This is a genomic window from Muriventricola aceti, assembly GCF_025567565.1.
In the GTDB taxonomy this organism is placed as follows: domain Bacteria; phylum Bacillota; class Clostridia; order Oscillospirales; family Oscillospiraceae; genus Lawsonibacter; species Lawsonibacter aceti.
Window position 1 is genome coordinate 1 of the sequence record NZ_JAOQKF010000020.1, and the last position, 20,595, is coordinate 20,595.

The following is a 20,595-nucleotide window of genomic DNA, read 5'->3' on the forward strand; positions in this document are numbered from 1 at the left end:
AGAGCCGCCAGAAACCTTTGCGTAGTTGGCCCCGCTCTCCAAGATAGAGAAGCCATCAGCAACCAGTTCATACATCGGGCTATTAAATGTGATAATATCCCCTTGCTGGGCAGTTCCTTCAAACAGCTTGGTTTCCTCTCCGCCCTCCACATATTGGTGTTCTGTGACTACCACCTGGGTCACTGCGGAATCATACTTAACGGACGGTCCCTCGTACATCTGGTTCTGCGTCAGCTCACCGGATATCCCATCCCATAAGCTTTCTATACGCAACACCCCGCCTAAATCAGTCTTTATCACGGCTCCTATGGAAAACAGTACCTGTGCCAGATTATCTCTAGGCGATGCAATGGGCAACCACCCATACAGCTTGATTTCCGTCAGATTGGTTTTGATCTCATAGGGCACGGTCCCGCAGATACCTGGCAGGATTTCGGCAACTGTCTGACCCGTGTATATCCCGCCGTAGTGCTTTCCTTCAGCCAAAATGCCCAAGGCGGAAACTGCCGAAAAGGAGTATGTAGTAGCGCCAATCCGCTCGATGTTCTGCACATAGAAAATGCCGATCTGTTTTCCATTGTGTTCATAGATAACCGGGTCATTTCGTTTGAACTGTGTTAGTGTGGAATCGTCACTCTCCACGTCAAATTCCAGGGTGTTAATGGACAAAGAATCTCCCAACAGTGTACCGACCAAATAACAGTTTCCCTTTTTGATGTCATCTTCTTCCCCAAAGACATGATCCAGATATCTAATCTTGTTATTCCACATCTCATGTCCTTTCCGGGCTCTTAGCCACAAACTTGATGGTTAATCCTGTCCAATAATTTTTTCCGCCAGACTGACGCAGCAGGTTGTCGCTCCCTTCCGTGACATACGCCTGGAAAGTTAGCGTACTCTGTCCGTATGGGAATGTGACAGAGTGGAAGCTAGTCGGAGCGGAGAGGACTTCATAGAGCCGGTCGTACTCCTCGAGGCTCGCCCCCTCCCGCTCAATCTGGAGTTGATAGTTGTAGAACGTCCCGATGATATCCCGTTCCATGGTCCCGGACAGGAGTCGTCCGGCGTTTTTCCCGTCCAGGACCTGGAAGCTCCGTGTCAGACCTCCTGCCGGGACACGAACCTTATAGGAAACTCCGTCTACAGTAAACAGACCCGCCATCAGAACACACCTCCGCTTACCAGGGACGGACCCTTTCTGGCGCTCTCAACACTGATTTTTGGCTCCAAAATTCTAGCAAGCTGTGCGAGCGACCCGTCAAAAGTTATGTTGACCGCCGTTTCTCCCCCAACTCCTCCCATCTCGGAGATGGCCTCCATAAACGCCTGTTTCATCGTCGCCAAAGGCGTTTCGATGTTTGTTCCGCTGCGCTGATCCCCAAGCACCGCCAGAAACTCACTATTAGGAGAAATTACGGCACCAGAGGCTAGGTGGGGGATATTAGATAGTTCAGTAGATGAGTAACCAGAGATTGACCGCCCACCAGAACTTATAGAGGCTGTGGCTTTATTGGCTCTATTAGTTGCAGAGTTAACAGCCGCTACAATGGCTGTAATTCCGGCAGCAATAGCAATGGCCGCAACCCCCATTGTTAAAGCGGACTGTAATGCGCCGACCGCAATTGCCGCAACAGCAGCGGCAGTAACGAGCAGTCCCAATACAGATATGACTTTTTCAAGACCTGTCATATCTTTCCAAGCATCTGCAATATCCAAAATCAAAGTCAAAAACACGCCAAAAATAAAGGTGAGCGATACAACTTGAAAATTAAGCTTGGAGAGTGCGGAAATCACAGATGCCAATTTCCATGCAGCGATAAAGGCGACGACCAGTCCTGTCAAATCCACAAGCACCTGTGGATTCTCAGCTAGGAATGTAAAAAGGTCTGACAATAGGGATAGCAATACAGGAAGTGCATCTTCAATGACCCAGGACAAGAAAGGAAGCACAGTGTTACTCCAAAAGTCGGATACAAGTGCCGCAATCACCTGAATTAATGGGGCTGTGCTCTCTAAAAGGCTCCTGATTCCGTTCATAAGAGGGCTAATATCGAGTGTTTTTGTCCATTCTAGTGTTGCCGCTGTGATTCGTTCAAAAAATCCAAGTACGATTTTTACAATGTCCAAAATCGCACTCCAGATAGCCACTCCGTTGTCATTTTCTTCCCACGCCTCTCTGATCCGGTTGGCCAGATTTCCAACAAGCTCGAAAATGTTTCGAATAATGTCTAGGATCGTATTGCATATCTCCACCCCGCTTCCATCATTCCAAGCTTCACGAAATGATTGGCCAACACTGATAATCAGGTTCCAAATCGAATTGAGCATATAGAACAGGGCATCCAATACTGCCTGTCCGGTCCCGCTGTTCCATGCGGCCGTAAAGGCGGAGGCGATATCACCCACGATTCCCAAAATGATCTGCAACCCCTGCTGGATGAGATTCAGAAAGTCAAGCCCCTGCCCTCCTGTCCAAACCTGCATAAAGGAAGCGCCGATTGCGGAAAGCAGCTCGCCAATGGAAGACAGAGCGTCTCGAAAAGCCTGGAGAGTGGTTGCGCCGTACTGCTCCCAGCTATCTTGAAATACCTTCCAAAAATCCTTTAACCATTGGGGCAGTTCCACCTTTGAGAAATCTGTGTCAAATTTTGGCCCGGACACGGTATTCCCGCTTCCAGCCTCCTCTTTTCCGATCCTTTCAACGGTATCAAAGGAGGCCAGGTATTTTTTCGCCTTCTTTGCCTCTTTTCCAACTTCCTCAGTGGCGTTGGCCTGGTCATACAGAGCGTCGGCGTTTTCCTGGGCCTGCTGGGCTGTTGTGCCGAAGACGTAGGCGATAAAGGCCGCCATCTGTGCCGTGACACGCTCCAAACCTTCCATCAGCGTGTTTAGCGCTGGCATAACTGTGTCATAGATTGGTTGAAATGCGGTTAGCAAATTGCTTTTAATGCCGGATAGAGCGTCAGAAAACCGCTGGTTTGCAGTCAGATATTTCCCAATTTGCTGAGTTAGCGCCGTCAGCCCCCGGCTGATGATGTTAAAAAACAGGGCTCCAGCTACGATAGATTTTAGACGTGTGGAAAATCGTTGCGCCGATTTTCCAGCCTTATCAAATCCTTTTTCCCGGCCAAGAGCAGTTATTTTTTCTTTCAGCCATCCAGCTGCCTGTCCGGCTTTTTTGGCTGCCCCTGTCACTCCACTGCCCAACTGTTTCGCAAAAGATTTCAAACGGGTTACCGCTTTGGCAAAGCCTCCCGTGGTCTGTGCGCTCAAGTCGGATATCTGGCTCTTGGTGCTTGCGGCGGCAGCTTGTAGCTCCTCCAGCCTTTTTTCCGCCGCTCTTAAACTCTCCTCCAGACGCTTTGCATCCTCGGATGCCGACGGGTTCACCCGAAGCTGCTCCAGCTTCCGGCTCAACTCATCCACATTGGCATCCGCCTGGGCCAGCCGCTGGGCAATCTCGCTCAATTCCTTTTCCCGCCCTGGGTCCACCTTTCCATATGCCTGCCGGTCAAATTCAGCCATGGTGTTGATCTTCTGAAACTCAGCATCAAGCTTGGCGGCCTCCGCCTGGGCCTTTTTCAGATCCCGCTCCATCTGGCTCACCCCTTTCGGGGCCGTTTTTCCAGCGGACAATTGGTCATATTGCTCTTTCAGCTTTTTGACAGCGGCGGCCTGCTTGTCCACCTGTTCTGTCTGTTTGGCCAACTTCTCCTGAAGCTTTTTAAGCTGCTTTTCCGCTGGGGTAGTGTCAGCATCCGTCTTGATGCGTACACTGCCATCGTATCTATCTGCCATTGGTCCTCACCTCGTTCTGGCAGTTCATTTTATCTTGGAGAAAAACTCGTCTATCGCTTCCTGTTCGCTCTCAGAATAATGGACTGGCGGTGTCAGCAGCCGTTTGGCCCGCTCTGTATCCCGCTTCTGCTTTCCCTTCATTTTGGAGGTGTCCGTTCCACGGAGCTGGATCGCATTTGATAGGGAAGAATCTTCATCCACACAATCCAGCATGGACATAAACTCAAACCAATGTAGATTCTCCCTGTGCAATTTCACTCCAAAAGTCTTTTGGAACGAAGCGCATATTCTAGCGTGGTCAAAGTCGAACCAGAACCGTTGTGAGGAGGCGGTCGCCGGAACATCCTCCCGCTTTGGCTGTCCACATTGTAAAAACCACGCAATACCATCCATTGCTGTTTGGAGGGGAGGCTGTCCATTTCCAAACAGAAGATAAACAGCCTCCGTAACACGTTCCTCCTGGGTAAGCTCCTCGTCCTGTAGGCAGAGAGCGATCTGTATCCCAATCCGGTAATCTGTGCGGATTAGCCACCCTTGGTAACTATCTGGCAACCTGTCCAGCAGGATATTAAAGGCTGGAGCCTGTGCGCTCTGCCCCATATTTCCCCATCCTTCTCATTCGGTCCTGCTTGTACTCCTCAAAGAACGGAAGCAGTGATCCAAAAAACTCCACAAACAAGTCCATGCTCGGAAGGATATCGCCAAATACCTTTCGGCAGGTGCCATCCCCAAAAAGCTCGTCCACTTCCCGCTTTGTTTCCTTCTCCACCGCGACGACCTTTTCCACCGCCTCGATCTTTCCAGTAATATCTTCCGGAATTTCGCTCCCGATCTCCTTGGCCCGCTCCCCGATTCCATCCATCAGGCGATAGAAGCGGACAACGAAGTTGTCATCGGCAACGGGGAGCGAGATAAACTCCCCTTCGTCATTCACCTCAATTTTCTTTACACCAGAGGCGATTCTGATCTTGTTCTCCATCTAGCCTCCTCCTTACACAACGGCGGAATCAGCAGTAAATACCGGATCTCCGCTTGTAATCTTGACGGTACCAGGAATGGGATCTCCGATAAAATTCAAGGTGTACTCCTGAACAGGAGCCTCACCGCCAGCTCCACCATATGTGTCCACTTGAATGGATACCTTCTGTACCTCTGCCTTATAGGTGGCGCTTACGTCTTCTCCGGTCACGTCCCATAGGTCTACATTCAGAAGCCAGGAATTTGACTCCGCCAGAGTCGCCCGCTTGCGGCGGAGCTCTGTAACTAGTTCAAATACAGGATCTCCCTTAGTACACTGTTGACTGACTGGCATAGTCGGCTGATATCCCGTAATCTCTGTGGATGCAGAATCTGAAATAATATCCTGACTGGTTTCAGACTGTGGATTATACTCAGTCGATGCTTCTGTCACGTTAACCCCGATACGAGACCATTCGGCATCCTCATATGTTGCGGATTTTGATGTATCCAAAAAATGCGCGATCAGAGGTCGTTTGATTTTTTCGGTTGCCATACCAAATTCTCCTTTTTAAATAAAAATCCCCGCCACCTCATATTGAGATAGCGGGAACTTTGATGGGATAAAGGGGTCACAGAAAATTTTTCATAACTTTTTTCTTTCGAATAAAACAACACCCTCCGTATTTAGCGGAGGGTGTTTCATCATTTTTTCATGGCATCTGCAATGGCTTCTGCCTGTTTTCTCATATCATATTCTTTATTGTGCTGTATTTCACTCATTATGACTCCCTTAAGTTGCACCGGATGATCTACCCCATGAAATACATGTTCTCCAGAAGAAGTTGTGATTCGAATTGTGCCATATCCGAGCATCTTTCCAAATATATTTTCCTCAACCATCACATTATTCACTTTGTTTAAAGGTGAGTCCATGGAGCTGATTTTTAAAAGGCCAGTCTTCCCAAATACCCGTTTTGTTGTAACACAAAGAATGTCAAATTTCTCTTTCAGTATCTGATCCAAAGCGCACATTGCAAGTCCCGCCAGAAAACAGAGCCAAATAAAGACTTTTGGGAAAGCCCCACCCTCCATAAACAGTATAAGGATTGCTAAAAGGAAACATGGCAAAATTAAAACTAGGAGCGGGACCAGCCTTTTTCTGCTGATAACTGCCTTTTGAATCATCTGCTCATTCTGATCAAGATATTCCATATTCCGTCCCTCCTTTTGGAAAATCATAACATACATCCAAAAGGATTACAACATTTATCAAAATTTCCGCTATCTCAATATGAAGTTGTCGAGGTGCAAATAGGTTTTTACTGGACTTCGTAAGTCATGGACATCAGGATCTGATGGTCCTCGCTCATGTCCTGGTATCGTCCAAACAGGGAGGAGCGGGAGTTACATACCAAGTCCTTCACTGTTTTTCCCTGGCCCAGATCAATGGTTTCTGTCTGCTGGGTCAGCCAATCCGCCATCCGGTTCAAGCTCTCGTCGGCTTTCAGCCTTCCGTCTGTCCCGTCAGGTTGCAGACGGTAGATGATCTTGAACTGGTATTCCGCCAGATAGGACCCGTTGATATACTCCTCCACCTTATAGGCTCCCTGTATCACAGACAGCGCCATACCAGGCTCGTCCGGGTCCAGAGATTCAAAGCCGATCTTATCCACCGGCTTTTGCGGATATCGGTTTAAGCACTGAAGGACAGCTCTGGATACCCTGTCCTGTTCCTCTCCAGAAACGGGGCCTTTCCCTTTATTTCCGGTTAAGCTCATCTTTCACCGCCTTATCCGCCACATCAATCCATTTCTTCAGGTTTTGTGCCTTAGAAGCCTCAAACCAATGGCTTTGTGCCATAACGTGCATGGCTTGATTAAATATCAGGTCCTTGTCCGTCTTGACTTTACTCTTTCCCTTCGTGGCGTAACTGCTCCCAGTTTCCGGGTCCACCATCAATTTCCCATAGTAGAGATATCTGGCGTATGGGCCTGGATATATTACAGTTCCTTCTTCCACCCTTGTCCGGGTAGATAATGAGCCGGTCAAAGCTGGCACAAAGGGCGTTGTATCTTTTTTGATTTGAAGCGCCAGGATGTGCTCTGCCCTGCTGGCTGGCTCTGCCAGAACGTCAGACGGGATGTCGACTTGAATATCAAACTTGACCATCAGGCTCCACCCACTTCCCAGTGGGACATTTCGCCGCCGAAGTCCTTCTCATCTACCTTCGTTACACGGTACACACCATCGTTTTCTCTGTTGATGGTCTGAAAATCATTTCCGGGCTTTAAAACTCTGCCTTTTACAAAAAAGCAGTTGTTTCCAGGCTCCAGCGTCCAGAGCTCGTCTTTATTTTCTGACACCCTGTATTCTTTCGGCCCAGCATAACGCTTCTTTTTTCCACTCATTCCATCCAGAGCAGAAACAGAGAGAGGGATATATAAATTTACGGCATCCGCTCCTTCGATACCGCTCGTTCTGACATTAACTCCTTTCGAAGCGTCCAGCAGAACTCCTTGCAGAAGCGTGATATTGGAGGTAATGTGATATTCGCTGTCCTCGGAAATGTTATAGAGCGTCACAGTATGGGGAAACATGTCCATATCCGCACCCCCTCCCTCTGTACAGGAGGCCGGTAGCCCCTAAATATTGCTGGGCGATAGCCCCAAGGGAGGCTTGCGCCGCCTGGGCGGAGGACAGGGCCTGTTGTGCGCTGTCCCCGCCGCTTCGGTAGGTCTTGGACCAGCTTCCAACGCTCTGGCTTTGCAGTTCTCCCTCGGATTTCACGGAGGCGGACAGAGCCTTTTGCGCCAGCGCTTGGGCGGCATCAATGGCCTGATACTGCTCCGCAACGGCGCAACAGGCCATTTTCAGCGCATCAAGGCCAGCATTACGGGCCGCTCGGCCCTGCGTGTAGTAATCCAGGAAGGAGCTTGCGCGCAGGGACAGGCGGGGAAAGTCGGCCTCCTGAATGGCTGTCCCCAGATATGTAGTTATGTAATACCTATAGTCTGCGTAAGCCATTACAGAGCCTTCTTTCAGGTTGATTTCGTGACGGTAACGGTGTAAACCTTCTGCGCCGCCCCGTTTTTCACCGTGATAGTAACTGTGTTTGCCCCCTCCGCCCAGGTAGCCGCCGCGCCATTGCTTACGGGCGTTTCGCCATTCAGGATGGTTACTGTCGCCTCGTCATCCTCCGGCGTTGCGGTGATGGTGTTGGTGGCGTTTGTCGTGTTGGCTGTATATTCCGTCGCATCTGGGTCAAACGACGGAGTGAGTGTCAGCGCGCCAATCGTCAGCCCCGAGAGGCGCGCGCTTAACCCCCCGCTGGCTCGTAGACAGCAAAAGGGAAGGCGTTCTCCAGCCCCGCATTATAGGCGTTGATGGGATTGGGGATCTCCCATCCCAGCCGCATGACGGCACGGAGAGCCACCATGTCATTCTGCATCAGGTTATAAAGGATGTTTCCGGTAGTGGGGTCCTGCACCACACCGCTGTCAAAGATCTTGAAGGTCATATCCTGCCGGATGGCATAGACCAACTGGCTCCAGTCGCCCACAATGGCCAGGGATTCCTCCGGGTCAAATGCGCCGTTGACAGGGAAGTACATGGACATACCATCCAGCGCGTAGCGGGTATCACCCTGCATATCGGTCTTGAAAATGGGCTGACCGTTCTTGTCCACCAGGCCGCGCAGCTTGGCCCGCATCTGGATAGCAGCCATCACACCGTTGGGGATATAGCCGCTCTCCTCCACTTTGGCGATCACACCGCCCTCACCCATGATGTCCTTGAAAATATCGCTGGTAGCAGTCACAACAGCGTTTGCAGTAGTAGCCGAAGGAACCAAGCCCTCACGCCAGGAGGTGGGCTTGTCCGTGCCGTACAGGATGGCGGCGTCGATGACCTTGCCGAATGCTTCCTGTAGGCGGGGCCGTACCTGGCTCCAGATATCGTAGTCGCTGTCATCCAGCACCGCCTCTGGGATGGGGACGATGACAGCGATCTCCTCGGCGTAGATTTTCTTCTTGTCCCACGCCATGTTGGTGGTCTTTTTGAGGGATGCCTTGGAGTCAGACGCTCCAGTCGTAGCCTCGCCGTTCACAAAGTAGGCGGTGGGCAGTGCGTCCAGCACGTTAAGGGTCTGGGTCTTACTGGTCATGTTGGGCAGCCGACGGGCCATCCGCAGCACGGCGGACTCTGTTACGGCTCCCTGGATGATCTCACGGGTCACAGGTTCAGGGATAAGCCCGGAAAGTTTACTTCTATCAATAATATCAACAGCCATTTAGGTTCTCCTTTCATTTCAGTGCGCCCCGAATCAGGGCATTCATCAGGTCGTTTTCTCCTGTTTTGGAGCTTCCGCCACCCACAGGAGCGGTCCAGTCAAAAGTGATCTTTTGGCGGTCAGCGGTCAGGGAATCCACAGCCTGCTCAAAGGTGGTCTTTTCATCCACAATCTTCCCAGCCTTGAAGGCGATAAACTCTGCTTCCTCGCCGGTCAGGCCCTTCTTCAGAACGTACAGTTCCCGTTTCAACTGGTCCCGCTCGCTTTCTGCGGCGGTCAGTTTGCCGGAGAGGGTGTCCCGCTCGCCGGTCAGCTTATCCCAGCGTTCTTTCTCACCAGCCTGTCCAGTTTGCCAAGTACGGTAGGCAGTCAGTTCTTCCTCGCTGGGCATCCCCTTCATGGCTTTTGCAAGCCGCTTGCCAATCATGGCATCCACTTCCGCCTGAGTGAAGGTTTTCTCAGGGGCGGGCTCCGGCGCAGGGGCCGGGGTAGGGTTATTGATAGGTTCGCTCATGGTTTTAACCTCCGTTTATTCGTCACCCCGTCGGGTGCCGTTTAAGGCCCGTCGGCCATGGTTTACAAAAGAAAAAGGGGCCAGCCACCGAGAAATCCTCGGTAGTTGACCCCGTTCGGTCCTTCCCGGCAACCGTTTATGCCGTGGGAACAATTTTCACTTTATAAGTCTTTTCTCCAGACGGTTCTCACTTTCACATTCCCATCTCTCTGTGGAGAAATTTCTATACGAGCGCCTTTTTCGAGTGCTTTTTCCATTTTTTTGATTGTAACTCCGTCGAACAATTTCCCTTTAAGCCCTTTTGCGTCTTGGGGCGTTACAATCATTTCTTCCCCAATTTCCATCAATACTCCACCTTCATCCTTTCCCGCTGCAACGGCAGCCCCGCCGCCTTGCTGAATGCCTTGTATTCCTGATTCAGCCGCCGGATGCGAGCCGTTACCGCCTGAGCATCTTCTTCCAGCCCTGCGGCCTTGTATGCCGCCTGTTCCCGTTTCAGCTTGCGGACAGTCCGCTCGATCTGCCGCTGCTTCTGGGTGGCCTCATAGGCTGTATAGTGCTTATCCTCAAAGTCAACGTCGTGGCCGTCGTCAATGTGGGCCAGCTCCTCATCGGTGTATGTGCGCTCCATCACACCATCCACAAATGCAGTCCTGATATGACGGCAGTTGGCTCCTTCCAGTCCATCCACATAACCAAGGCCGCACACCTCGTAGATGTTCGGATACTTGTCCCCGGATCTGACAGAGTACACACGGCCCTGCCATAGCTTGTGGTTCTGCCAGCCGACACCCTTATCCCGTGCCCCGATGTGGGCGGACACTTCAAAATAAGGTGTTTCCAGATACTCTGCGCTCTGCTCCGTGTACTTGGCACAGAGCTGGGATACGCCTGTCATCACCGCCCGTCGGGCGGCCACATCGATTTGGTCCCTGTGACCGCTCTCATAATCCACGGCCTTGATGCCGCTGTCCGCAAGCTGTTTGACGGTGCTTTTGATGGCCTGATTGTAAGAGATGGCCCCGCTCGTGATCTGCATCTCCGCATTGTCCAGCGCCCATTGATAGGCCCTAGCCGGGGTCAGCATTGTCCGACCATTGTCCACCAGAAAGCCCATGGAGCGGGTCAGGTTGCCGACCTCTCTCTGCGCCTGCGCCATGATGGCGGCAATATCTGCGGCGCTCACCAGCGTCTCAGGGGCCGTCACACCCGCAAGGTCCATGACCTCTTTGTAATACCGCTGGTTGCGCTCCACCACGTCATCCAGGAGTTTTTGCAAATCTCTCTGGCCGATGTTGGCGGTACGCTGGATGGCCTTTTCTATGTCCTTCAGGTCGATGCCGTGGGAACGAAGGGTCCGTATATCCTGAACCGTGACCTCGTTCAACTCGCCAGCCAGTTTCAGCCGGGAACATATCTCGTCAAGGAGGGTTGCTTCCAGACTGCGGTATAGCTCGGCCAGTTCTTCCGGGAGGGCGTCCAGAACTTCGGGCGAAAACGGGTATTTCACTCAGCATCATTCCCAAGTTCCGGGTCAATCGCCTCTCTAACTATCTTCGCAAGTTTTTCTCCATCAATGGTCAGGCAAACGGTTTTAGGTTGCTCTTTAATTTCCACAACGCTTGAAAGAATGGATTTGGCAAACCTAACATCACTTTCAGATGTAGAATCAATCTCAACATCAACTGATTTACTCCACGAACCAACGCTCATATAGGCACTTGCTTTCATTACTCAATCTCCTCCTCATAGGTCCGTTCAAAAATATCCGGCTTACATGGATACAATTCTCCCTTGATGCCTTTGATTATATAGTCTCCAACAGATACATGGTGAACTCCTTCTAATGTGTTTATGAACAACTCGCAAGGCGGAAAACCACCAGCTAAAGAATCATAAAACATTACATGATTTTCAAATGCGTTCACGGCCCAATCAGGCACATAATACTTTCCATTTGAGTCCATCAAGTCTCCGTCATATCGGAATGCTTCGATTACAATAGGCTTTTTCCTGTATTTCATTTATTCCACCTCATTCTGCGCTTCCGTTGTCATGTCCTCCATCTTCGGAAGCATCTTCTTGGCCGTGGCCTCGTCCTCGTTCATCCACTTAGACCGGAACTCCCAGTCATTCATGATACCGGCGTTCAGAAGCTGCATATCCCTGGCAAAATCAGACTGCTTGTCCTCGATGATGGAGTCATCAAAGTCAATGGAAATCTCCACGTCCTCATTTAGTCCGGCATTCATGGCCGTGTTTCCCAGGCGGAGAATGATCCGGCACAGCTCGGTCAATACCTGCTCCAGAATGATTTCATGTTTCTTGATCGTACGGAACATGGTGCTGTTTTCGCTGATGACCTGGGTGGCCGTGGCCACGCTACCCTGGTCGAATCTGTAATGATTCTCTCCGAAGCCGCACTTGCTGGACAGCAAATTGAGCTGGTCCTGGATTCCTGTATTGTGCTCCTGCGTCCGAAGGCTCATATCGATGGGGGTGATGATCCCGTTATTGTCCGTATCCTCCGGGAGCACATAATATGTCAGGTCGTCTGGGTCGAAAAAGGGCTCTCCATCCAGGTCCTTTGTAGCTGAGGGCTTTACCATGATACGCTTTTTCCCCAGTATGAACTCGTTTACATAGCTGTCATAAGCCACGTCCACGCCTTTGAGCACGTCGATGGCGTTTGCAAACACAGAGATGCCAAGAGGAATATTATCGTCGTAGTTGTTGGCGATGTTGGGCCGGTCAATAACAAACTGCCGACGGTCCGACCCAGTATGTACCACCTGTGGAACCCGCTCAAAGCCTGACACATCAGCCAGTAAAACTTCCGCATCCACATTGTTGTTCCGGTATCGGTAGAGCCGGTTCTCAATGTCATACAGGCCGTCGGTCTTGTGGTGGATCTGGAGGTAGCAATAATCCTCTCCATTGATGGTAACGATGCTGTCAAAAGCGCACTCCGTAATGATTCCATTCCGCCATGCCAGCGGCCAAATGTGCTCTACGGTCACATAGTCCATCACAATTCCGTCGGCGCTTCCGGGGACAGGCCCTTCTTCCGTGGCCTCCATGCCCACAACCCTGGGGATAAAGGCTACTGTTCCAAGGGCAAACGCCTTTTCCTGCATCTCATTTGCTTTGACCAGGAAATTGTTTTCGGTGAACACACGGTCAATGAAGTCCTGCTCCCGCTGGCCCTCCAGGGTGATTTCAACCCGTTCGTTCATAAGTAGGTTCGCCCAATCCTCCGGGATTTTCTTGCCCATATTGAGAGTGTACCGCTTGCACCGAACCACACTAGCCCCGTTGTGGACCTTGTACCTGTGGAATCCCTTTACGTCGCCCACATACCAAGACTTCCACTCCTGCACTTTTGTGTAAAACTCCTCCGGCACCGTGGAGTAACCAAGCTCTTTCAGTTTTTCTGTAATATTCATGCCGTTATTCCCATCCTTCGGAATACTCTCTCTAGGGCATATCTAGTAGCGTCAATCAGGTGATTGTTCTCATCAGGATAACCGCTGATAATTTCTCCGTCCTTATTTCGCTCATACTCATAATTCACAAACTCGTTGTATGCATTTGGCGTTCTTCTGCGGTCAATGACAATCTTCCGCCTCTGGAGCCACTTCATGCCGTACTCTACACTCCCAGAGCCTTTAATTGCTTCTTTGGCTGGGAGCCCCATCGCCCGGTAGTCTGCTGATGATTTAGGCTCTGCGCTGTCGCAGGTAATGTAAGCATCCTTGTACCCTTTGGAAAGAATCAACTTCCCGCTCGCCTCGTTGGTCAGCTTATTTTGGTATATCTCGTCCATCAGATAAATCGTCTCTCTGGCCCGATCATAGTGGAGGCGGATAAAGGCGAAGGGGTCTGGAAACCAACCCCAGTCCACACCTTGGTAAATACGGTCAAAGGAAGCGAACTCTTCGTCCGTAATTTCCCTCAACTCCAGATTCTCAAATACGTTGCCGCCAGTACCGACCGCTTCGCCCAAGTATTCATGGCGATAGGCTCTCTCGTCCGTGGTCTTCAGGTGCTCGGCTTCTGCCAGAAACTGCGCTCCCAGCCACTCTGGCGGGGCCTCAAGGTATGTACTCTTGTGGCACAGCCTGTCCACCCGCTCCTCCAAACTGTCCTTGTTGGCCCAGTTATCCCGGCTGATTGGTGGATTGTAGCTCTCAAAATTCCAGAACTTCGACCCGCCTCGCATGGTAGATTGCAGTATAGTTCGGATCTCAGCCCGACCAGCAAACTGATCTTTCTCCTCAAAATGGGTGACGGCGATATAGCCAAAGGGAACCTTGATAGACTTGATTTTCATGGGATCATCCGCGCCCCGGAACATAATTTTCTGGCCGGTTGGCCTATAAATCAGTTCCATAGGCTGCACCTTTGCATCCCAGTATGCTGCCATTCCAAGCTCTCCAATGCCCCAGAGATATTGTGCGTATACACTGTCTCGAATCGTATTAGCTACCTTTCGGAGCACAAGGGCGTGAGTCCCTGGGTTGTTTATCAGCAGCAGCGGAACTAGTAAGGACACACAGGAGGATTTCAGTGAGCCTCGGCCACCGGACAGGTCGTAGTGTGTATGTCCGTGCTGAAATACATCACGGGCCAGCAAATGAAATGCGGGGCCAAGTACAGTAGATAAGCGCACCTCAGACATCTATGACCACCTTGACTTCCATATCCTCACTTGTTTTTTCGATGGGCTTGTCCCTCCACCTGTCCGGTCTTCGGTTCTTCAGCCAGAAGATTTGCGCCGTGGTATCCGGAATCACTGTCTTAACGGTCTGGATGACCTTTCGCCCGTCCTTTTCGCTGATCTCTACCCGCTCCTCCATGTACTCGTAGCCCAGGGCCCGTTTCAGAAGAGCGTTTTCCACCTGGATATCCACGATTTCTTTGCCCTTTTTTATGGCCTCCGAAAACTCAGGGAACTTGTTTTTCCAATCGTATAGCGTGGTTGCGGATATACCAATCTTTTCCGCAAGCTGTTCATCTGTCAGACCATCTCTGGCCCATCCTTCAAGCAGCAGAAGCCCATCCGGCTCCAGCCATCGTTGATATTTGCCTTTCGCCACAATGGGCTCACCACCTTCCGGTCCCGCCCCCCGTCTCTCGCAACGAGGCGCGGCATATATACCCCTTCCGGGGTATGTTGTGAGTTTTCGGCTTTGCTCACTTGCCTTTCGCCAAGAAATTCTGTAAGGACTTGCGTCCTTGTGCCACCGCCCGCCTCATGCGGCGAGGAGCGGCGTATGTGCGCTTCCCGCTTAGATTGTCACACCACGTCGGGCAGTTTTCAGCGGGATAGCGCCGGGGCAGGTCATAGCTGCCACCGCTTCCGCCTCTATGACAGGCGGGTGCCCTTTACCCTTCTCCGGTGCATAATTAGGCACTGTAAGCCTCCGGTATAGTGTCTTTCCACAGTCAGCTCCGTGGCCTTTGGAGCGCATTGTATAATGCCCGTAAAGGGCGATGTTGCCGCATGGAGGGCGCGACCCTCCGGCCCGGATGTGTGGGCTGACGCGCTCGTGCGGCGTATGTACCCCGGCAAGTGCCGGGGTTTGGGAGGAAAAAGAAAAAGCGAAGCGGGAGCGCAGGGGCATACGCTCCCACACTCCCATTGTCGCATATAGCACGTTTCTCGATTCCCTTGTAAGGGAATCACAGCAACTTTTTCTATGAAATAATGAAAAGTTACATTGCTTTTGGATCGTCCGTCCTTCCAAGCAGATAATCCACAGATACATTGAAATGGTCTGCTATTTTTACCACAGACGGTATTTCAGGGATTACTCCGTCACGTTCGTACCTCAAAATTGAGTTTTTGCTGATACCACATAGTTCTGCAAGGACGCACGGCTGAGTCCCTTCTCTTTCCCTTAACTTCTGGAGCCTGTCCCCACGAAATACGTTCAAGGGCTATCCCTCCCTATGTCTTTTCTCCTGCCTGATCCAATACCGGATGGTGGAGGCGTCTATCCCCGTATCGTTGGCGATGGAATAGATGCTCTCTCCGTTCCTATTCCGCTCTACGATCTCCCGCTTGTATTCACGGCTGTACTTGCGGTGGGTCGTGCCGGCTCCCTCAAGGCAGTTAACACAGTCCAGGAGTGTGCAGTTAAGGCATTGCTCAATCTCACTCATTGATACCGCTCCTCCCTGGGTATATAGTACGGACCGACCACTATCCGCAGCCGCTCCTCGAATTTCGCTCTGGTGTACTCCATGTCCCTGGTGTCGCCCTCCACCATGTCGGCGGTCTCATTGACCACGGCGTTGAGGGCATCCATAAACCTCTTGCACCGCTCCGGCCCGAATCCGAACGCATTGTTGAGTGCGATCGCCGCGAAGTCGGCCATCTCCTGCCTAGTGACCCGGCGCGTCACCGCCAGCTCGATCCGGTGCCGCTGGTGGAGCCGGTCAAGCATCCCGCTCATGCTGTCCGCCCTCCCCGTCGTGGATGTTGTCCTCTATCTCAATCAAAAACGCCGCATTTGTAGCCAGATGCCACAAGTGAGGAAGCCCGCTTTCCAGGTCTATTTTCTCCCCTTTGAGATAGGCCAGCCAGTGCCGGTAGAGCGCATCTCGGTAACGCTGCGGCTCTACCTGCCGCCAGTTCTCCGGGTCGTGATACTTTTCGTTCCCGTACATGCGGACCGCTGTCACAGCATCGATTAGACTAACAGGAGTAAGCGTGGGTCGAGGCTTCCCCGCGTCTGCTTTGGCTTGCTGGTCGTCTTCATGGCCCCATGTACTGGTAATGATAACTTCGCTCATTGGGCACCTCCGATGATCTGGTCAAGGGTAACGGACTGACCTGACTTGATTTCTGGAAATAGCGAGCTTTCAATATCTGCAATCCACCCATCTTCGGCTCCAGTTATGCCTAAAACTTTACTGCCTCGCAACCGCTCAATGTGTGTTGCTTCGGGGAACAGCACGCTAATTATCTTTGCTGATTCCATCTCCTGCTGGGTGAAGCGGGGTGTTTCTAACTCGCACCAATATTCGGGTGAGGCATTAACCAGTTTGCAGTGAAAAAGGTCTTTCTCAATGTATTTGCTATAAAACGGGCACTCTTTACAATCTTCTGTTTTCTCACAATAGATTTTAACTTCACCTAGCGTCCAGTCCTTCAGCGGCTTGTCCATGTTGGCCTCCTTTTTAAACTGGTCGATTTCGACCTCTTTAGAATCCTCCACCACCTCATAGCCCATCAGGCGGGCGGCTTCATGAGGATGCGCTTTTACCCATTCAGTATCACGGAATTTAAGAAATCTAAGCCATTGCATAGGAAGCTCTTTAACGCTGAAAACTTCCCCCGTCCTACTCCGAAATTTCATGGTCGGCCTCACACACCTTTCCTAGAAGCAAATGCTGGTGACTTTTTGCTGATGCAATATTCCCAATTCAATTCGTTTGGGTCAACCGGAGAATAACCGCATAGTAACATTGCGTCCTTGAATTCATTGTTTGTTAAATAAATTCCAGTGTCTCTCTCTAAGATGTGCTTTATTCCATAACTGCTTCTCCCAGTCAAGTGGGTCTTTCTTGGTATTAGTTTTTCGTGTATCCATTTGAAAACCTCTTCCATTTCTTCTGGGTCCTTATCTGTTATCAAGCCTGCATCAATAAATCCATTTTCGTTTGTAAATGGGCGATTATTTTTTAACATAATCTTCTTCCTTCCTTTCCCACTCCCTGCACCGCTGATCCGGCTCCGTGAAGTCGGCGCAGTACGGCGAATCCCCGTTGAAGCACATGCCCTGGAAGTCCTCGTACCAGGCGCAGGTGGCGCAACACTTAGTCATGGGGGTTTTCCTCCCCCATGTAGCAATATCCATCTGGCGGGACCGTATCCTTGATGTATGGGCAGAATATCCCGCCGGGGAAGGTTTTGAATGCTTCGCCGTGCCTGCATCGGGCGCACCTGACCACAGGCACGGCGTCGATGGTGGGAGTGTTCTCAATGCAATCCTCAATCATATCCGCCACTTCATAGGACATGAGCGTGTCGCCCATGTAGTTGCTCTTGTGCGTATCCTCATTGACACAGGGATAATAGTTTAACAGCAATCTCCTTGCGGCTTCTAAATCACCCAGCCTCATGCTCGGCCTCCTCAAAATAGATGTTCCCACAATTGTCATACTTCATCTGCTTGTGCTGTACGCCTCTCAAGATGATGTACGCCCGCCTAAGCTGGCCGATGTCGAAGTAGCCGAAATGGCAGCCCTCAACTGGTATCTCCATCTCGTGGGCTAGCCAGCAGTAAAGGTCGTGCCGCTTCTTTCCGGCTTTTGGTTTCCCTTTCCAAAAGCTATCAAAGATAGCATGGCACATCTTCTTTCCTGTCCGCATCGGCTCGTCTGCCAACAGTCCAAGGGCTTCCCGTGGGCGGGGCTTATGCGTCCCCACATAGGCCCCACACCGCTCACAGAGATAACAATAGCCGCTCCCATACTCCCGACTATATACGCGAGCATTAGAGCCGTAGGTAACACGCCCGCCGCAGATATTACACCGGGTCGGATGGGTGTTTATCATGGTCGTCCTCCTTTCGCTGACCGTAGGAACAAAACTCCAGCGGATGATACTCGTAGGTGTTTTGCTCAAGCACAGGATTTCTACCAATAAATTCAATGCGACGAATACATTCATCTTTGTATTTGCACTCTTTACACCTGACCACAGGAACGGCATCGACAAGGGGCACTTCTCTAAGAGTTTCTTTTGCGAGGATTTCCCAATCTGAGCACCCAAAATAATCCTCTGCAACATCGCGGTCAATCAAATTCGCTTCCATACTCGTCCTCCTTCATGGTCTACTCCCCCTCAAAATTATAGTGCTGAAACAGCCATCTCAGCGCCCCTACAAGCTCCTCTTTCGTCACACTGTTGTGTGTTTCCATCTCTGCCACCTGCTCGATTGCAAGCACCTTTGTCCGGATTGACAACTCCGGGTCATCCAGTCTGGTCTTTACGATGGCCCATGCTCCACTGATGGAGACATTGTCCGTTGGAAATTCAATTGTCCTGCCCATCATGCTCCCCCCGTAGTGCGGCCTTTAATACTTTCATTCGTTCTTCGGCTTCTTCTCGGTTGTAGGGTGTCCCACAAATATCAATCAGCGGGGAGGACCATTTCTTTGGGTCAAAATATACAACCGCATACCGCCCATTAAATCTCTGGTCTCTTTGCGGCTTCATTTCTCCACCTGACAGCGATTGTTCAATCATTGCAACAAACGGGCCGATAAAACACAGCCCATCCCGGTCCGCCTGGGCCAGTTCGCGGAGGCGGGAAACATCAATTCCGTAGCGTCGTGCAGTAGATTTCAAGTAGCCATCTTCGACATCGTGCTTGATTTTTTCGATTTCCCCCGGCTCCAGGCCCGTGTCCTCGTATGCGGCGAGGCGGTCAACGGCTTCTCCGCTATATTCCGTGTCGCCGATTTTAAGCCGCCATTTCCCGCCGTCAAAGTATGTCAGCCGCTTCATGGTCAGTCCTCCCCTTCAAATATTTCAAATACCATAACGGCATATGCTCACTCCTCCTTTGGGCCACGCCATTTCCAGTTGTCATTAATCTCTACATTTGTGCCCCGTGCGATCTCAAAACAACAAAATTGGCATGGCCCCTCATTATGATTTGGCGTGTAGTGAGCGCAAGCTGGACAATGGCCGTGCAGTTGCTCTATTGCAACATCCCTCTCCCGCTTCACCTGCTCCAGTTCGGCCCGCAGCTTCTCGTTTTCGGCCTCTAAGCGGTCCGCCCGCTGGTTCTCCTTGCTCCATAGGTCTTGCCCGCTTTCACCCAGCAGAGATTTCAGTCTCTTGTTTTCGGCCTGGAACGTGGAGAGGGCGGTGGCGGCGTCATCCAACAGGCCAAATACGCCGCATTCAAACGGGGTACAATCATAATCCCTTTCAAAATCTTTTGCTTTCAGGCGCTCAATCAGCTTCTCAATGTCCATCAGGGTTCCTCCTCTCCCTCCGGCGGGCGGCGGTAGGCAAGCCAGTCCCGCCCGTAGTTCCGGCAGGTATAGTCGCCTTGGCAGTACAGAGTGCTTTGCCAGTACTCCGTATCAACGCCCGCCACGATTACCCATCGTCCATACTGCGGTATACCGGGCGTTTGCACCCACACCGGCTCCCCGACCATCTCCCGTAACTGCTCGATTGTCAGAGCCTCGTTCGGCGGGGTAAGGGTGAGCATCCCCAACACAAGGTCCTCTGCCCGCTCCTTATCCTGTTCGCTGTCCCAGCTACATGCCTGGATTTCAGCCATTAGTTCACTGGCATCAATCGCCCTTGCCATCTTTCAGCGCCTCCATCCTCTCCATCACCATCTCCACGGCCTCGTCCGTCATGGGCGCGCCGCAAACGGAGCAAAAATCTTCAAGACCACATGGTTCTCCTTCAGTTGTGACAAAGCATCCGTCAAGAACCGTTTCATCACCGCATTTTGAACAAGTCACATAGGTAAAACCATTCAGTTCATCATAGCTTACATCCCACTTACCCCTCCACACCTTCTCCACCCGCTCCCGGCTGACGGGGCGGAGGGCGGCAATTGCCATCTTAGCGGCTTCAACCTCAGTTGGCTTATATGTCCAGTATTCGATTATGTTTTGCAATGACTTGATTGCTTCTTCCCGCGTCATGGCTGGGCCTCCCTTTCCATCTTCTCCCTGATGGCTGACAGGATGAAATCCCGGTTCAGCACATACAGGTCCGTAATTCCGTGCTCCTTGCACATCTTGATGATCTCGTCCATGATGTAGTTTTTGATATCTTCTTTCCAGAGGACAACCGCCTGTATCGTTGCAGAGGCAACAGTGTTTCCATCCTCGTCTGTTTTGATTTGAAAGGCGGGATTGTCAAGGCCGAAATACTCTCCGAGGTTCATTCCATCCCCTCCAGCATCTCCATCTCACATATATCAACAATGTGGTCGCAAAGTGCTTCTGGTATCACTGCACGCTCCCGGCCCCCTTTTAGACCCTGTGT

Annotated in this window: 38 protein-coding genes; all 38 read right to left on the reverse strand. The window is 51.3% G+C overall.

Annotated features, from left to right (window positions below):
* A partial coding sequence (locus tag OCV64_RS15655; RefSeq protein WP_262670493.1) for a hypothetical protein occupies positions 1–669 on the reverse strand: 669 nt, incomplete at its 3' end.
* Between the two features lie 103 nt (positions 670–772).
* Entirely contained in the window at positions 773–1,162 is a 390-nt protein-coding gene (locus OCV64_RS15660) for a hypothetical protein (RefSeq protein WP_262670494.1), read from the reverse strand.
* Complete coding sequence (locus OCV64_RS15665; RefSeq protein WP_262670495.1) at positions 1,162–3,798, reverse strand: hypothetical protein; 2,637 nt, start codon at positions 3,796–3,798, stop codon at positions 1,162–1,164. The genes OCV64_RS15660 and OCV64_RS15665 overlap by 1 nt, the downstream gene beginning before the upstream one ends.
* Before the next feature lie 24 nt (positions 3,799–3,822).
* Positions 3,823–4,398, reverse strand: a complete 576-nt coding sequence (locus tag OCV64_RS15670) for a Gp15 family bacteriophage protein (RefSeq protein ID WP_262670496.1) — start codon at positions 4,396–4,398, stop codon at positions 3,823–3,825.
* Entirely contained in the window at positions 4,367–4,777 is a 411-nt protein-coding gene (locus OCV64_RS15675; RefSeq protein ID WP_262670497.1) for a hypothetical protein, read from the reverse strand. Before OCV64_RS15675 ends, OCV64_RS15670 begins: the two co-directional genes overlap by 32 nt.
* A 12-nt stretch (positions 4,778–4,789) precedes the next feature.
* The gene (locus tag OCV64_RS15680; RefSeq protein WP_186853465.1) at positions 4,790–5,311 is read right to left on the reverse strand and encodes a hypothetical protein; all 522 of its coding nucleotides are present in this window, start codon (positions 5,309–5,311) and stop codon (positions 4,790–4,792) included.
* Between the two features lie 149 nt (positions 5,312–5,460).
* Positions 5,461–5,970 (reverse strand): PH domain-containing protein, encoded by a 510-nt coding sequence (locus tag OCV64_RS15685; RefSeq protein WP_262670498.1) that lies wholly within the window; start codon positions 5,968–5,970, stop codon positions 5,461–5,463.
* A gap of 107 nt (positions 5,971–6,077) precedes the next feature.
* Positions 6,078–6,536: a hypothetical protein gene (locus tag OCV64_RS15690; RefSeq protein WP_262670499.1), complete on the reverse strand. Its 459-nt coding sequence runs from the start codon at positions 6,534–6,536 to the stop codon at positions 6,078–6,080.
* Positions 6,517–6,927, reverse strand: coding sequence for a minor capsid protein (locus tag OCV64_RS15695; protein WP_262670500.1), 411 nt, complete (start codon positions 6,925–6,927; stop codon positions 6,517–6,519). The genes OCV64_RS15690 and OCV64_RS15695 overlap by 20 nt, the downstream gene beginning before the upstream one ends.
* Positions 6,927–7,361 (reverse strand): hypothetical protein, encoded by a 435-nt coding sequence (locus tag OCV64_RS15700; RefSeq protein WP_262670501.1) that lies wholly within the window; start codon positions 7,359–7,361, stop codon positions 6,927–6,929. Before OCV64_RS15700 ends, OCV64_RS15695 begins: the two co-directional genes overlap by 1 nt.
* On the reverse strand, positions 7,327–7,782 hold the full coding sequence (locus OCV64_RS15705) for a head-tail connector protein (protein ID WP_262670502.1): 456 nt from the start codon (positions 7,780–7,782) through the stop codon (positions 7,327–7,329). The genes OCV64_RS15700 and OCV64_RS15705 overlap by 35 nt, the downstream gene beginning before the upstream one ends.
* A gap of 14 nt (positions 7,783–7,796) precedes the next feature.
* Entirely contained in the window at positions 7,797–8,057 is a 261-nt protein-coding gene (locus OCV64_RS15710; RefSeq protein WP_317246523.1) for a cadherin-like beta sandwich domain-containing protein, read from the reverse strand.
* A 17-nt stretch (positions 8,058–8,074) separates the two neighbouring features.
* On the reverse strand, positions 8,075–9,046 hold the full coding sequence (locus OCV64_RS15715) for a phage major capsid protein (protein ID WP_262670503.1): 972 nt from the start codon (positions 9,044–9,046) through the stop codon (positions 8,075–8,077).
* Between the two features lie 13 nt (positions 9,047–9,059).
* Positions 9,060–9,560, reverse strand: a complete 501-nt coding sequence (locus tag OCV64_RS15720) for a hypothetical protein (RefSeq protein ID WP_262670504.1) — start codon at positions 9,558–9,560, stop codon at positions 9,060–9,062.
* A gap of 161 nt (positions 9,561–9,721) precedes the next feature.
* Complete coding sequence (locus OCV64_RS15725) at positions 9,722–9,904, reverse strand: hypothetical protein (protein WP_262670505.1); 183 nt, start codon at positions 9,902–9,904, stop codon at positions 9,722–9,724.
* Entirely contained in the window at positions 9,904–11,070 is a 1,167-nt protein-coding gene (locus tag OCV64_RS15730; protein ID WP_262670506.1) for a phage minor capsid protein, read from the reverse strand. Before OCV64_RS15730 ends, OCV64_RS15725 begins: the two co-directional genes overlap by 1 nt.
* A complete protein-coding gene (locus OCV64_RS15735; RefSeq protein ID WP_262670507.1) occupies positions 11,067–11,291 on the reverse strand; it encodes a hypothetical protein in 225 nt (74 codons plus the stop codon). Before OCV64_RS15735 ends, OCV64_RS15730 begins: the two co-directional genes overlap by 4 nt.
* Entirely contained in the window at positions 11,291–11,584 is a 294-nt protein-coding gene (locus tag OCV64_RS15740; protein WP_262670508.1) for a hypothetical protein, read from the reverse strand. The genes OCV64_RS15735 and OCV64_RS15740 overlap by 1 nt, the downstream gene beginning before the upstream one ends.
* Positions 11,585–13,006, reverse strand: coding sequence for a phage portal protein (locus tag OCV64_RS15745; RefSeq protein ID WP_262670509.1), 1,422 nt, complete (start codon positions 13,004–13,006; stop codon positions 11,585–11,587). It lies immediately after the preceding gene.
* Positions 13,003–14,241 (reverse strand): PBSX family phage terminase large subunit, encoded by a 1,239-nt coding sequence (locus OCV64_RS15750; protein ID WP_262670510.1) that lies wholly within the window; start codon positions 14,239–14,241, stop codon positions 13,003–13,005. The genes OCV64_RS15745 and OCV64_RS15750 overlap by 4 nt, the downstream gene beginning before the upstream one ends.
* Positions 14,234–14,659, reverse strand: coding sequence for a transposase (locus OCV64_RS15755; protein ID WP_262670511.1), 426 nt, complete (start codon positions 14,657–14,659; stop codon positions 14,234–14,236). The genes OCV64_RS15750 and OCV64_RS15755 overlap by 8 nt, the downstream gene beginning before the upstream one ends.
* A 192-nt stretch (positions 14,660–14,851) precedes the next feature.
* The gene (locus tag OCV64_RS15760) at positions 14,852–14,977 is read right to left on the reverse strand and encodes a hypothetical protein (RefSeq protein ID WP_262670512.1); all 126 of its coding nucleotides are present in this window, start codon (positions 14,975–14,977) and stop codon (positions 14,852–14,854) included.
* A 301-nt stretch (positions 14,978–15,278) separates the two neighbouring features.
* Positions 15,279–15,500 (reverse strand): helix-turn-helix domain-containing protein, encoded by a 222-nt coding sequence (locus tag OCV64_RS15765; RefSeq protein WP_262670513.1) that lies wholly within the window; start codon positions 15,498–15,500, stop codon positions 15,279–15,281.
* A 3-nt stretch (positions 15,501–15,503) separates the two neighbouring features.
* The gene (locus OCV64_RS15770; RefSeq protein ID WP_262670514.1) at positions 15,504–15,728 is read right to left on the reverse strand and encodes a transposase; all 225 of its coding nucleotides are present in this window, start codon (positions 15,726–15,728) and stop codon (positions 15,504–15,506) included.
* Positions 15,725–16,021, reverse strand: coding sequence for a hypothetical protein (locus OCV64_RS15775; RefSeq protein WP_262670515.1), 297 nt, complete (start codon positions 16,019–16,021; stop codon positions 15,725–15,727). Before OCV64_RS15775 ends, OCV64_RS15770 begins: the two co-directional genes overlap by 4 nt.
* Positions 16,005–16,361: a dATP/dGTP diphosphohydrolase domain-containing protein gene (locus OCV64_RS15780; protein WP_262670516.1), complete on the reverse strand. Its 357-nt coding sequence runs from the start codon at positions 16,359–16,361 to the stop codon at positions 16,005–16,007. Before OCV64_RS15780 ends, OCV64_RS15775 begins: the two co-directional genes overlap by 17 nt.
* Positions 16,358–16,927: a hypothetical protein gene (locus OCV64_RS15785; protein WP_262670517.1), complete on the reverse strand. Its 570-nt coding sequence runs from the start codon at positions 16,925–16,927 to the stop codon at positions 16,358–16,360. Before OCV64_RS15785 ends, OCV64_RS15780 begins: the two co-directional genes overlap by 4 nt.
* Before the next feature lie 8 nt (positions 16,928–16,935).
* Positions 16,936–17,259, reverse strand: coding sequence for a hypothetical protein (locus OCV64_RS15790; RefSeq protein ID WP_262670518.1), 324 nt, complete (start codon positions 17,257–17,259; stop codon positions 16,936–16,938).
* A complete protein-coding gene (locus OCV64_RS15795) occupies positions 17,246–17,395 on the reverse strand; it encodes a hypothetical protein (RefSeq protein WP_262670519.1) in 150 nt (49 codons plus the stop codon). The genes OCV64_RS15790 and OCV64_RS15795 overlap by 14 nt, the downstream gene beginning before the upstream one ends.
* On the reverse strand, positions 17,388–17,693 hold the full coding sequence (locus tag OCV64_RS15800) for a hypothetical protein (protein WP_262670520.1): 306 nt from the start codon (positions 17,691–17,693) through the stop codon (positions 17,388–17,390). Before OCV64_RS15800 ends, OCV64_RS15795 begins: the two co-directional genes overlap by 8 nt.
* Positions 17,680–18,129 carry a DUF3268 family zinc-finger domain-containing protein gene (locus OCV64_RS15805; RefSeq protein ID WP_262670521.1) on the reverse strand — a complete coding sequence of 150 codons (450 nt, stop codon included), beginning with the start codon at positions 18,127–18,129 and terminating at the stop codon, positions 17,680–17,682. The genes OCV64_RS15800 and OCV64_RS15805 overlap by 14 nt, the downstream gene beginning before the upstream one ends.
* Positions 18,101–18,388, reverse strand: coding sequence for a hypothetical protein (locus OCV64_RS15810; protein ID WP_262670522.1), 288 nt, complete (start codon positions 18,386–18,388; stop codon positions 18,101–18,103). The genes OCV64_RS15805 and OCV64_RS15810 overlap by 29 nt, the downstream gene beginning before the upstream one ends.
* A 19-nt stretch (positions 18,389–18,407) precedes the next feature.
* Complete coding sequence (locus OCV64_RS15815; protein WP_262670523.1) at positions 18,408–18,626, reverse strand: hypothetical protein; 219 nt, start codon at positions 18,624–18,626, stop codon at positions 18,408–18,410.
* Positions 18,610–19,083 (reverse strand): hypothetical protein, encoded by a 474-nt coding sequence (locus tag OCV64_RS15820; protein WP_262670524.1) that lies wholly within the window; start codon positions 19,081–19,083, stop codon positions 18,610–18,612. Before OCV64_RS15820 ends, OCV64_RS15815 begins: the two co-directional genes overlap by 17 nt.
* Positions 19,084–19,130: 47 nt before the next feature.
* Positions 19,131–19,559: a hypothetical protein gene (locus OCV64_RS15825; RefSeq protein ID WP_262670525.1), complete on the reverse strand. Its 429-nt coding sequence runs from the start codon at positions 19,557–19,559 to the stop codon at positions 19,131–19,133.
* A complete protein-coding gene (locus OCV64_RS15830; protein ID WP_262670526.1) occupies positions 19,559–19,903 on the reverse strand; it encodes a hypothetical protein in 345 nt (114 codons plus the stop codon). Before OCV64_RS15830 ends, OCV64_RS15825 begins: the two co-directional genes overlap by 1 nt.
* Positions 19,887–20,249: a hypothetical protein gene (locus OCV64_RS15835; RefSeq protein WP_262670527.1), complete on the reverse strand. Its 363-nt coding sequence runs from the start codon at positions 20,247–20,249 to the stop codon at positions 19,887–19,889. The genes OCV64_RS15830 and OCV64_RS15835 overlap by 17 nt, the downstream gene beginning before the upstream one ends.
* Positions 20,246–20,494, reverse strand: a complete 249-nt coding sequence (locus OCV64_RS15840; protein WP_262670528.1) for a hypothetical protein — start codon at positions 20,492–20,494, stop codon at positions 20,246–20,248. The genes OCV64_RS15835 and OCV64_RS15840 overlap by 4 nt, the downstream gene beginning before the upstream one ends.
* Between the last annotated feature and the right edge of the window lie 101 nt (positions 20,495–20,595).